Origin of the sequence: Candidatus Vampirococcus lugosii (assembly GCF_018420025.1) — a bacterium.
Taxonomy (GTDB): domain Bacteria; phylum Patescibacteriota; class Gracilibacteria; order Absconditabacterales; family Absconditicoccaceae; genus Vampirococcus; species Vampirococcus lugosii.
This window is the reverse complement of record NZ_JAEDAM010000035.1, coordinates 1-12,945: the sequence shown is the minus strand read 5'-3', so window position 1 is coordinate 12,945 and position 12,945 is coordinate 1. Positions and strand designations below refer to the sequence as shown.

The 12,945-nt window shown below is 21.2% G+C and carries 12 protein-coding genes and 1 pseudogene; 6 read left to right on the top strand and 7 right to left on the bottom strand.

What is annotated here, in order from left to right; all coding sequences use genetic code 25:
* Positions 1–90 (top strand): annotated as a pseudogene (locus VAMP_RS03225) (transposase); the annotation flags it as partial.
* Positions 91–260: 170 nt separating this feature from the next.
* Here the strand turns inward: VAMP_RS03225 and VAMP_RS03220 are convergent.
* The 4 genes from VAMP_RS03220 to VAMP_RS03205 all read right to left on the bottom strand — a co-directional run bounded on the left by VAMP_RS03220 (position 261) and on the right by VAMP_RS03205 (position 6,196).
* The gene (locus VAMP_RS03220) at positions 261–1,721 is read right to left on the bottom strand and encodes an ATP-binding cassette domain-containing protein (RefSeq protein WP_213349175.1); all 1,461 of its coding nucleotides are present in this window, start codon (positions 1,719–1,721) and stop codon (positions 261–263) included.
* A gap of 215 nt (positions 1,722–1,936) precedes the next feature.
* Positions 1,937–4,228 carry a DNA translocase FtsK gene (locus VAMP_RS07070; RefSeq protein ID WP_213349173.1) on the bottom strand — a complete coding sequence of 764 codons (2,292 nt, stop codon included), beginning with the start codon at positions 4,226–4,228 and terminating at the stop codon, positions 1,937–1,939.
* 109 nt (positions 4,229–4,337) lie between these two features.
* Positions 4,338–5,216 carry a hypothetical protein gene (locus VAMP_RS03210; protein WP_213349171.1) on the bottom strand — a complete coding sequence of 293 codons (879 nt, stop codon included), beginning with the start codon at positions 5,214–5,216 and terminating at the stop codon, positions 4,338–4,340.
* Between the two features lie 17 nt (positions 5,217–5,233).
* The gene (locus VAMP_RS03205; RefSeq protein ID WP_213349169.1) at positions 5,234–6,196 is read right to left on the bottom strand and encodes an RluA family pseudouridine synthase; all 963 of its coding nucleotides are present in this window, start codon (positions 6,194–6,196) and stop codon (positions 5,234–5,236) included.
* Positions 6,197–6,560: 364 nt separating this feature from the next.
* Between VAMP_RS03205 and VAMP_RS03200 the strand changes: the two genes are divergently transcribed.
* Both VAMP_RS03200 and VAMP_RS03195 read left to right on the top strand, forming a co-directional pair.
* On the top strand, positions 6,561–7,046 hold the full coding sequence (locus VAMP_RS03200; protein ID WP_213349166.1) for a type II secretion system protein: 486 nt from the start codon (positions 6,561–6,563) through the stop codon (positions 7,044–7,046).
* A gap of 142 nt (positions 7,047–7,188) precedes the next feature.
* Positions 7,189–7,686, top strand: a complete 498-nt coding sequence (locus VAMP_RS03195) for a type II secretion system protein (protein WP_213349163.1) — start codon at positions 7,189–7,191, stop codon at positions 7,684–7,686.
* A gap of 33 nt (positions 7,687–7,719) precedes the next feature.
* Here VAMP_RS03195 and VAMP_RS03190 read toward each other — a convergent pair whose 3' ends face one another.
* Entirely contained in the window at positions 7,720–7,878 is a 159-nt protein-coding gene (locus VAMP_RS03190) for an integrase (protein WP_213349160.1), read from the bottom strand.
* A gap of 111 nt (positions 7,879–7,989) precedes the next feature.
* Entirely contained in the window at positions 7,990–9,504 is a 1,515-nt protein-coding gene (gene gpmI / locus VAMP_RS07065) for a 2,3-bisphosphoglycerate-independent phosphoglycerate mutase (RefSeq protein WP_213349157.1), read from the bottom strand.
* A gap of 281 nt (positions 9,505–9,785) precedes the next feature.
* Between gpmI and VAMP_RS03180 the strand changes: the two genes are divergently transcribed.
* The 3 genes from VAMP_RS03180 (at position 9,786) to VAMP_RS03170 (ending at position 11,807) form a co-directional block, all read left to right on the top strand.
* Positions 9,786–9,992, top strand: coding sequence for a hypothetical protein (locus VAMP_RS03180; RefSeq protein WP_213349154.1), 207 nt, complete (start codon positions 9,786–9,788; stop codon positions 9,990–9,992).
* A gap of 637 nt (positions 9,993–10,629) precedes the next feature.
* Positions 10,630–10,803 (top strand): hypothetical protein, encoded by a 174-nt coding sequence (locus tag VAMP_RS03175; RefSeq protein WP_213349151.1) that lies wholly within the window; start codon positions 10,630–10,632, stop codon positions 10,801–10,803.
* A gap of 149 nt (positions 10,804–10,952) precedes the next feature.
* On the top strand, positions 10,953–11,807 hold the full coding sequence (locus VAMP_RS03170; protein ID WP_213349149.1) for an SMI1/KNR4 family protein: 855 nt from the start codon (positions 10,953–10,955) through the stop codon (positions 11,805–11,807).
* A gap of 462 nt (positions 11,808–12,269) precedes the next feature.
* Here VAMP_RS03170 and VAMP_RS03165 read toward each other — a convergent pair whose 3' ends face one another.
* On the bottom strand, positions 12,270–12,635 hold the full coding sequence (locus VAMP_RS03165) for an ISAs1 family transposase (protein ID WP_213349146.1): 366 nt from the start codon (positions 12,633–12,635) through the stop codon (positions 12,270–12,272).
* Positions 12,636–12,945: the final 310 nt, after the last annotated feature.

The window sequence follows — 12,945 nt, the reverse complement described above, 5'->3', positions numbered from 1 at the left end:
TAGCTGAAAAACTGTGAATAAAACTGTGTTATTTACCGCCATATTCACCTAATTTAAATTTAATAGAAAGAGTTTGGAAATTTTTAAAAAAAGTATTAAAAAATACATATACTCCTAATTTTTTTGATTTTATAGAAATAATTAAGGCTATTTGCTGAGAATTTAATTTAACTTTTAAGGAAAAATTATCTAGTTTGTTGAATAATAAAATTCAAATAATTAGATAATTATACTAATATTATTAAATGTTTTTAGTATAATTACAAAAACGAAGATAAATCTAATTCATCTACATCTTTTATATTACTCAAGAATTCTTCATCATGACTTATCATTATCATAGCTCATTTATAATTATTTAATGCATCAGCTATTACTGGTAAATGACGGAAATTAATATGATTACTTGGTTCATCCATAATTAATAAATCTGGTCTTTGTATTATAAATCTTGCATAACATAAAAGTCATTTTTGTCATTCTGATAAAGCTCCTACTTTACTCTTTATAAGTTTAGCCAACATAAATCTACCAGCTGTATCATAAACTTCTTGATTAGTAACTTCATTACTCATTTCATGTAAAGAATCCCAAACTGACATACTCATATCTAATGCATCAAAATCTTGACTATAATATCAAATTTTTACATCGCTTGTAATTTTAGCATCATTATCTTTTCAATTTACCATTCTTTTCAATAAAGTAGATTTTCATATTCAGTTTGGTCATTTTATTAAAAGTTTTTCTTTTTTCTTTAACTGAATTTTCACTTTATTAGTTTGTAATTCTCATTCTTTATTTACTATAGTTATATTTTTGATTTGAACAATAGGACCGTTATAATTATCAAAAGGAATTTCAAAATTAGGAATTGTTTTATCATCTTTTCTCACTATTACTTTTTCATCTTCAACTTCTTCTATTTCTTCTTTCATTTTTTTAGCTATTTTTCTCATTTTTCATCATTTATTTGCAAAATAATTAATTTTTTCTTTTGCATCTTTCATTTTTTTCTCTGCTCTTGCATTTTGAGATTTTTCTTTTTCTATTTGGTTTTTTATTTCTTCCAAAACTGTATAATAATCTCACCAATATTGTTCTACAGTATTATCATTTTTATTTAAATATAAAACTCAATCTGTAAACATATTCAAAAAATCAGCATCATGACTTATAACTATAACAGTTTTTAAATATGTAAGCAAAAATCAAATTAAATCTCATATTCAATCTTTATCTAAATTATTTGTAGGTTCATCCAAAAGTAATATATCTGGTTCTTGTATTAAAGCTTGAGCCAAAAGCAATCTTGCTTGTTGTCATCATGAAAAATCTTTTATTTTTTTATCTAAATTTGTTTTTAGATTTACTTCTTTGAGAATATTGTTTATTTTCATATCTAATTGATAATCTTTTTCATCAAATACTTGTTCAAAAAATTCTCTTACTGTATACAAAAACTGTTCTTTTGGAATTACTTGTCTAGCAATAGCAACAGAATTTCAATTTACTATATTTATTTTTCATGATTTAGGTTTAAGTTCTCATGTAATTAGTTTAAATATGGTAGATTTACCAGCTCAATTTTGTCACATTATAGTTATTTTCGTATTTTCACGAACAGAAAAAGATGCTTCATTCAAAATTATATTAGCTCAATCATTGTAATCAAATGACACATTATCAAAACGAAGTATCGCATTATTTTTTTCAGACATAACAAAACTCATTAAATAAATAAATAATTTAATTTACATTATATATATTTTTTGATTAATATCAAACAAAAATATATATAATGTGTTGGCAATTTTAAATATTTTTCACCCACTCATTTTATTGACGTGTCTTTTAAATTTATAATTTAATTATCTAAAATTTAATTTTTATTCTTTTCAAGTCTTTATAATATTTAAATATTTAAAATCTTGAATTATACATAAATTTCTCTAGGTTTAGCTCAATCTACAGGTCATACTATTCATCTTTCTTCCAAAATATCCATAAGTCTAGCAGCTCTTGCAAATCATATACCTAATTTTCTTTGTAACATAGTTGCACTTGCTTTTCTTGTTTCTGTAATTATTTGTATAGCTTGTTCGATCAATTCATCATCTCATCAATCAGATCAATTTCATCATCAAGCATATTCAGGTTTAGATTCCAATATATTTATAATTTCTGGATGATATATATCTTCTTCTTTAAGTCATTGCATATATTTTTCTTTAATACTTGAAACTACATTTTCAGTTTCATCAGTATCTACAAATGGAGCTTGAATTCTCATAGGAAATTTGGTAGTAGTATCCATATATAACATATCTCATTTTCATACCAAATCTTCTGCACCTTTACTATCCAATATAGTTCTACTATCAACTACAGAAACTACACCAAATGCTATTCTAGTAGGAATATTAGCTTTAATAACTCAAGTAATAACATTAACAGATGGTCTTTGTGTAGCAACTATTAGATGAATTCATACAGCTCTAGCCATTTGTGCTATTCTTGCTATATAATTTTCAGTATCTTTTTTATTACTACTCATCATAAGATCAGCTAATTCATCAATAATTATAACTAAACGATACATTTTTTCTTCTTTTGGTACTTTTTGATTGTATTGATCAATATTTCTTACTTTAGTTTTTTTAAGTTTTTGATATCTAGAATTCATAAATTCAACAGCTCGTTTTAATATTTTTACTGCCTTTTCAGGTTCTGTAATAATAGGGGAGAGTAAATAAGGTATTCATTCATACATTCATAATTCTACTTGTTTTGGATCTACCATTATAAATTTAAGTTCACTAGGACTATTTTGAAATAATAATGATAATATAAAATCATTAACTCATACAGATTTACCACTACCAGTAGCTCATGCAACTAAAAGATGTGGCATTTTTTCAAGTGGTTTAATAACAATATTTCAATCTATTCATTTTCATAATGAAAGATTAGTTAAATGATTTGACATATTATTTCCAAGTTCTTTTGATCAAAGTATTTGACTAAGAGCAACTATTTGAGGTTTTGGATTTGGTATTTCTATTCAAATAAATTCTGTTCCAGGAATAGGAGCCAAAATTCTTAAAGATTTAGTTTTTAATCAAAGTGCTAAATCTTTTTTTAAGTTTTCTATTCTTGATATTTTTATTCAAGCTTCTGGTTTAATTTTTATTTGTATTACTGTAGGTCATATATTATATCATTCAAAAGAAACTGGTATCATAAATTCATCCAATTTATTAATAATTGAATTTGCTTTTTCACTCAAATAATTATCATCAAGTTCATATTGAGATTGATCTTGTTCATCATCCAAAATATTTATATCAAAACTAGGTTTATCTTCAGGAAAAGATAATTTTTGTTGTTTTACTTCTTGTGTATTATTTTGTTTTGTTTCTTGTATATTATTATTTTGTTTTAAATTTTTATTTATAATATTTTCTTTTTTATTTTCTATAATATTATTATCATTTTCGTTATTGATATCATTATTTTCATTATTATCTTTTGATTTTTTTTCAAAAAATGATTTAAAAATTAATTTTGCTTTATTTTCTTTTTTTGGTATATCATTTACAATATCAGATGCTTTTGATATATTTTCTTTCTTTGACAAAAAATTAGACTTTTTTTCTTTAATTTTTCATTTAATTTCATTTTTTTTAGTATTTCTTCAATCTCATATATCAAATTGAATTTGTGGTGCAGAAAACTTAATTTTAAGAGTAAATAATAATCGAATAAAAACTCATAAAAAAATAAGCAAAGTAAAATATTGAGTAGGTTCTTTTTGATGTCACAAAAGAAAACTTATAATCATTAATGCAATATATCATGTCCATCAACCTAAATTATAAGGATCCAAAGATCAAGATCCACTACTTTCTAATATCGGAAAACTAATTATAGCACAAGATATAATAAATAATAATAAAAGTTTTTTAAATATTTTTTTCTTTAATATTGATTCATCATATAATATATAAAAAGCCATTATTGTAGTAAAAGAAAAAAATAGAAAACTTCAATATTTTCAAATTATTAAATGTGTTGGAAATTCAATTACTCGATAAAGTGGTGTTCCATCTGATGCCATAAAAACAGTAAAGAAAAATAGTACACAAATAGCTAATAAAATTAATGCTATTTTATATTTATTTATAACAATTTTTTTTGATTTTTTACTAGTTTTTTTTTTTGCCAAAACAATAAAAAGTTAATACATAAAATTTGTGCTATTATAAATATTTACTCATTTTTTTCAATATCAAACTGTTTTTTATTTTTAGTAAATTATTTTAAATATATAATAATTAATCTTCTGTGTTTTCTTGTGTTTTTTCAAAAACTTTGTACCAGTACGATATGAAAAATGCTTCTATAATTCAATTTATATATGCAGTAAGTATAATTAATAATCAAAATGATGTATAAATCATAAATTTAGTAATATTTGAATCAAAAAATCATAATTTAACATTAAGTCGAATCAAAAATAAAGGTATAAATATTACAAATAATATATTTAATATAAATCTAATATAAAGTAAATAACTTATAAATACAAATTTTATTGTCAAAAAAAAGTTTTCAAAAGTTAGAAAAATACTTTCTTTCATTGCATCTATTGGTCATAATCATTTGAGAATTATAAAAAATTTTGAATAATGAAAAAATATAGATGCAAAAAGTAAAACTAATCACCAAATTCATATTAAAATTTGTATAAATATATTATTCAAAATTCACATACTATATGCTCTACTTATTGCTATGAAAAATACCAAAAAATTTACTGCACTTGTCATTGCATTATATTCAAACATTGGAAAAAAGTTAAGTATTCATTTTGATAATGCTTTTTTTCAACCATGTTTTTTATTTTTTACATAACTAATTAATGCTCAATCTGCTATTGGTGGCAACAAAAAATATCATATAGCTAAAATAATGGCTCAAATAAAAATAAAACCTGCAAATTCTATATTTTTTATAAAAAAACTAATATATTCAATAGCAATATCAATAGTTTTACTTTGGTCTGTTGTTTCAGAAATTGTAGAATATGTTTGATAAACTACATATATTACAAATATGATAGAATAAATAATTGTTGTAAGTGTAGCTAATCTTGTTAAACTTGTATCATTCAAAATATCTTTGTAAGAATCAAACAAAATATTATCTTTCATATTAATATTATATTATATTAAAAAATATTTTTTATTATTTGAGGAATAGGGGAGTGTATATTAATATTTTTTTTTTGTATACTATCATAAAAATAATATTCACTACTATGAAGTAATTGTCTATTTATTCAAAATTTATTTAAAAATAATTTATTTTTTTCACTATTTCCATAAATTAAATCTCAAATAACTGGATGTTTTATTTTTTTGAGATGAACTCTTATTTGATGCATTCTACCAGTTTTTATTTCTATATCCAATAATGTTATATATCAAATTCATTCTATAAATTTGTGTTTAATAGGTTTTACAATTGTTTTTGCACTTTGTCAATTTGACGAACAGATAACTATATTTTTACCGAGTTTTTTGCTATATACTTTTTCCAAATTATTATCAATAATTTCTTCTTTATTAATTTTTCACAACACAACAGCAATATATTTTTTTTTAGTATTTCTATTTTTTATCAATAAATTTAATAATTTTAATGATTCATATTTTTTGCCTGCTATTATGATTCAACTCGTATCTTTATCTAATCTATATCAAAACATTGGTTTAAAAGTTCAAATATCTGATTTTAAATAATTTTGTAATAAATCAACTAAAGTAATAGTATTATAATTTTTGTCTCAAGGATGAATTACTATTCAACTTGGTTTATCTATTGCCAACCAATATTCATCTTCAAATAAAATTAATTTTTCTATATTTGATTTTTTAATATTTTTGATTTTATGATTTTTATCTTTTTGACTTTCTTTTATTTGACTTGAAAAAAATGAGTTAAAAACTATTTCGTCTCACATATTAAGTATATAACTTTCTTTAGATTTACTTCAATTAACTTTTATATCTCACTTTCTTATAGCTTTAAATATACTTTTGAGAGCTATATCAGTATATTTTAAATATTTTCTCAAAAATCTATCAAATCTTTGTCATTTTTCATTTTCTTTAATTTCAACAATTTGCATTTTGTCTATAATTTATATATATAATACTTTAAATATATAATTTAAAAAATTATTTATTTTATTTTTTAATAACCATATTATAATTATTTTAATATTAATTATACTTTAATATTTATATAAACAAAAAATTTATCAACATTAATAATTAGAATTGAAATGTTATTTAATTATTAATAAACTTTAAATTATACTTACTTCAAACATATTTTTTATATAACAAAAATTTAAAAAATATCAAGTCTTTTTATTTTCTTTACTATATTTTGAAATAGTCTATTACAAAAAAATATTAAAAACTATTGATTTTTGATATTATATATGTATAATGTATATACATTTTTTATTTATCATAAAAAAAAGAAAAATGAGAATTAATTTGAATAAGAAGTGATTTACTATGGTAGAATTGATAGTAGTAATAGCTATTATCGCAGTATTAGCAGTAGTGGCAGGTCTTGCACTTACTCAGTTTGTGTGACAAGCTAGAGATTCTAGAGTTAAGTCAGATATATGAACAATTTCTAGATGAATTGATACATACTTAGCTCAAGCTGATAATGTTAGTGGTCTTACTGGTACAAATTGAACTGGTGGAACAGTTTTTAATACAGGTTTTTTGGATAATAATACTTGATTACAAGATATTTTTCCTACTGTGCCAGTACATCCTGATAGTAGTGAATCATATCATATATCTTCTGATCTTAAAAAATATGTTATAGGTTGAAAATTAGATCCAGATGATAATGGTGACAGAGAATGGTATCTTGAATATGATAACTTCACTTTATCTTGAGAAGACTTGACAGCAGATGATTGGTCTAATGTTGTTAATGGTATAGATTGGTAATATTAATATAAATAATCTTTTTAAGAAACTCTCATTAAATGAGAGTTTTTTTGTTATAGAAAAATATTTTTATTAAAATAAAGTTGATTTTTGATATTTGTTTATTTATACTTTAAATGTAATTTAATTTTTAAAAAAAATAATGAAAATTAATTTAAAAGACAAATGATTTACTATGGTAGAGTTGATAGTGGTAATAGCTATTATCGCAGTATTATCAGTAATATCTTGAATTGCATTAACTCAGTTTGTATGAAAAAGTAAAGAAGCTAGAGTAAAAGCAGATTTATCAGTAATTTCAGATTGAATTGATGTTTATCTTATCAATTGAAATCTTACTTGAGGAATAGAATGAACTGGTTGAACATATTATACTTGATTTAGTTTATCTTTTATGGAAAAAAATTCAAGTTGAGATAATAAATTATCAGATATTTTGCAAATAGAAAGATTAAATACAGTAAATCCTTGAGATGATGATATTTATCATATAGCTTATAGCTGAAAAAAGTATATAATAGCTTGACAAATTCTTCATGAAGACGGTGATAAATGGCATTATCAATCTAATTTTACTTTATCTGGTATTGATGAAGAAAATACAAATTGGTCATGAGCTATTGAAAATATAAATTGGTAATTTGTAAGAAATGGTAGTATTGTTTACAACTTTTTATTTTCAGTGATAAAACTCATCTATAATTTCATATGGTGTTTTATTATCAATTCATTTATGAAGTTTGACACAATTATATCGATTTACAAACTTTTTTAAAGACTTTTTTCTATTCTTTCTTGAAATGAATGTTTCTTTATTATGTCGCATATTCATCAATATTCTTATTACTCCGCATCTCAATAGAAAATACAATAATACTCGCCATCACAAAACTAACTATTTTTTGTTTACAAAGATGAGTTTAATATTGACAATATTTTTAAATTATTCAACATCTCAACTTAATAAAGATATTCAATCCATTTCAGATACTATTTCAATTTGCAAAATATCTAATATTGTAGGAGCAATATCTTTTAGTCATCATTTTTCTTTAATTTTTTGAGTTTTTCAATTTGATATATACCATAAAGGAACTGGATTTGTTGTATGAGAAGTTTTTTTATTTTCTTCAGTTCACATTTCTTCACAATTTCAATGATCTGCTGTAATTATTAATTTTATAGAATTTTGATTAGATATATCAATAATATTTCATAATATGAAATCTAGTTTTTCAATAGCTTTTATAGTTGCTTGCATATCTCAAGTATGTCAAACCATATCTCAATTTGCAAAATTAATTACAAAAAAGTCAAAATTATTAATATTTTTGACAAACTCATCATATATTAATTCTGCTGACATTTCAGGACATAAATCATAACTTTTTACTTTTGGTGATTTTACTAATATATCTTTTTCGTTTTTAAATTTCACTTCCTTTCATCAATTAAAAAATTTTGTAACATGAGCAAATTTTTCTGTTTCAGCTAAATGTAATTGAGATAAATTATTTTTTTCAAGTATTTCTCATAATATATTATCAAGATTTTCATCTTCTATAAAATATTTTCATTTATATTCTCAATAATATTTTGTCATAGAAATAAATTCTATATTTTTTAAATTTTTTCTTTCAAATTCATTGAAATTTTCCTCAACAAAAACTTTTGTTAATTGTTTTGCTCTATCAGATCTAAAATTTAAAAAACATACAAGATCTCAATCTTTAATTTTTTCTGTTCAAGTAAAACTTGTAGGTTCTATAAATTCATCAAAAATTTCGTTATCATAAGATTTTTTTATATAATCCAAAATAGATAAATTAGTTATATTATCATCTCAAATCATTTGTTTATAAAATTTTTGTATTCTTTCCCAATTATTATCTCTGTCCATCCCATAATACCTTCCTCAAATTGTAGATATTTTTATATTAGGATAGTTTTCTAATATTTCCAAAAAATCTTTCATATATCAAAACATAGATCTAGGCACCAAATCTCTTCAATCTCACAAAAGATGTAAATAAACAGATATATCTCATGGAATTAAATCTATAAATCATAACAAATGTTCATAACTTGCATGAACTCATCAAGGTCCAAATAATTGAATTATATGTATATTGCTATTGTTTTTTTGTATATGTTTTAATCAATCTTTGTAAACATTTAAATCTTTGAATTTTCAAGTTTGCAACAAATCTTTTACTTTTGTTGGTATTTGTTTTATAATTCTTCAAGCTCATATAGTCATATGTCATATTTCAGAATTTCACATTTGACCATCAGATACTCATACATTTTTTCAACTAGCTTCAATTTTTGAGTATTCTCATGCCCACAATTTATCTAAATTCGGTGTTTTAGCTTGAATTAATGCATTTTGTTCAGGTTTTTTTTCATTTATTCATACTCAATCAAGTATTATTAGTGCTAATTTATCTTTTTTCATATTTTATATTTTTATATATAAATTAACGATGATAATAAAAAAAAACTTAAATAAATCAAGTTTATTTAAGTCTTAAATAGTTTTTTTATTCTAGATTAAATCATAAAGAATTAAAGAAAAAAGCAGAAAATAATAAAAAAATACAACAATCTTTATTTGATAAACATACATTATCAGAATTTGAAATACAAGATAAAAAATATGTTTTATGTTTTAATCCCGCTAAACAATATGAAGATAAAGAAAATAGAAGATTATTAGTAAAATCAACACAAGAAAAATTGGAAGAAGTTAAAAAATTTAAAAGAAATTATACAGTTAATGTGTTGCAAGATAAAATAAGCAAAAAAATAAATAAAAATAAATGTGAAAAATATTTTAATTACAAAATTGTAGAAATTGAAATTGATAATAATATTTATTGAAAATTAGAATATGAACTAAATCAAGAACTTTTTTGAAATATGAATTACAAATGCCTTTACTAAATGAAAAAACACTAAAGCCAAACTTTTTAAAAGAATGGCATATTGATATAACATAAAACATAACTATATAAAGAGACTTCTAATATCTTTATAAACCTTCAGTTTAAAAGAAAAGTATTGTCTCAAAAAAATAGAGCCAAAAAAATTTGAAATCTTAAAAAAAATATTTATAATATAAAGACATTTATATTTATTATAAATAAAGTAAGGTGGTGTCTAACTGGTTTTAACATACTATTCTCCAAAGCTGGTGCTCTAGGTTCAAATCCTAGCCTCCCTGAATATAAATAAAAAATTTTTTAAATTCAAGTATTCTATTTTAGAATATAAAAAATATTTATTTTTACTTAAAAATAGTAAAAATTTTATTACAGGCCTTCAGTAAAATTATAGAAAAAAATATAAAAAGGTTTTATAAAAAGTATTAAAAAAAAGAAAAAAATAGTTTTTTTAAAGTCAAATTAAATCATTTTTTTATAAAAATCTTATATACTTTTATAAAGATGCCTACAATAATATGAAAAAATTATTTTAATATTTAATAAAAAAATTTGGAAATAACAGTGATGCTTGGCACTTTTCATCTGTAATTCGCTACCTTTATAATGAAAATTGTTTACCTAAATATGGGTCTATTTTGGAACAGAAGTTTGTAAAATCCAATAATTTTCTTGAATTATTTATTCCACATAATGAAATACAAGATGTTTTTAAAAAACTGGAAAAGATTAATATATTAGCAGATAGCAATTTTGTACCTTTTCTAGAAAAAGTTCTAATAGAATGGGAAGAAGATTTTGATAAAGATTAGATTCCACATTATATTAAATGTCACTACTTTAAAAAAAGTATAAATTAGTCTTGAAAATGGAACACTTTAGTTTTTTTTAAAGTTTTTAGATAAATGTTTATTTGTCAATTATTTTGAATAATAATTTTAAATATTAAATAATTTTAAATATGATTAATAAAAACTCTTTTTGGAGATGGAATAATAAAAATATTCCTGCCACTTGTGAAGATATAGAATATAAAGAAAAAGAAATTTGATTTAAATTACCTAGTTTATATAAAGAATTAATGAAAATTTGTAATTGATGATATATTTTGCCTACTACTTATTTTGATCAAAATAATCAACCCAAACTAATGTTTTTTTCAGGATTTGATAAAATTGAATATGTTCAATCTTTTTATGATGTAGTTTTTGAATATATGTATGAAGATGAAATTATAGAAGCTATGAACAAATTTACATATTGTTTTCCTAAAAGATTAATTGTTTTTGCATCAAATAATTGACATGATTTAATATGTTTTGATTATTGATGGATGCAAAAAGATTTATTATTAGAACCCAAAATATTATATTTGGAACAATATTATGATGATTTATTTTGATATTCAGAAAAAATTTCAATTAAAAATTTTGATATATTAGTAAATTGATTAAAATATAGTTGATATCAATGTGAAGCTATATATGTTTGAATAAATTATGATTGAAAAATTGATAATTTTATTGAAATATTTTCAAAAAATTGTTGATGAGAATATAAAAAAAATGAAAATTTTAATGAATATATATGAAGTATAAATAATATAGGAGTAATTATTTATCCAAATTCAAAAAATAAAAATAATCATGACTTTGATAAATACGATATTATTGTTAAATTTATTTATTCAGAAATATATTATGATTATAGTAACTACTTATTATTTTCTGAAAAAGTAAATAATTTTGTATTTAAAATGAAAAATAATTTATTAGATAGTAAAATTTTACTTATTCCACATTTTTACAAATATTAAATATTTAGGAGTTTTGCATAGACAAATATAAAATTATAGTCATGATATAACTAAATTTGATATAGAGAGTTTAGATAAAACATTTTTGATAATAGTTCTAGTGTTATAAAATCAGGGCTGTTCATTTAAAGAAAAAGTGAATATTTTGTAATCATATTATTTCAGCACTTTTTTTTATTCTAGAAGAATCTTCATAAAAAGATGTATCTTTTACATAATGATTTCTATTTTCAATTCCCCAATGTCATCTTATTATTTTTAAATATTCCTTTGCAGTAAGCTATTTTGTTGATAAATAAAAAGATTTTTCTGTTTTAAAATCATATTTTTTTGTTTTTATATTTTTTTCTTTTGTTTTTCTATATACAACAATAACATTTATTATACATTTTTCCTATTCTTTAGATAGTCAAAGTATAAATGTTTTATATTTATATAAATTTAATATTTCTTGTTTCTTCTCTATTTCTTCATTAATTTTTTTTGATTTCATTTTAATTGAATTACTGCATCATTTCAGGAATCAATTATTTTTTTAAAAGTTTTTTTTTGACAATGAAGAGCATCTAAAGTAATAATTATTCACTTTAATCACAATTCTTCAAAAAATTTTTGAGCTATTGGAATTTCATTTGTTTTCTCATCTATTTCCTCATGAGCTAATATTATTTCTCAATTCAGTAAAGCACTAAATATTTGAATTGCTTTTTGATCTTTAAAATTATCAAAACTTCATTTTATAACTTTACCATCTAAAGATATAACTTTAATATCTTTAGTTTCTTTCATTTTAGATAATTTATCACTATATTCTCTAATTTTTTTCAAGTTCTTTTTTATTTGTATTCTGGATTATATTACGAATAATTGTATATCAAGGTATTTTTTTCCATTTTAGTTTATATTTTTTTAATTGATTAAAATTTATTTTTCTATATGAATCAGCTCAACTTAATATTACTAATATACTGAAATGTAATATAGACTAGTGTTATTTACACAAAAAGATATAATAGATAAAATTTTTATTTGTGTAAAACAACAAAATATGAATATACATATAACATGTACTCAAAAAAAAGAACATAAAAATTAGAAACTAACAGAAAAGAATCGTAAACATATTCGAAAACTATAT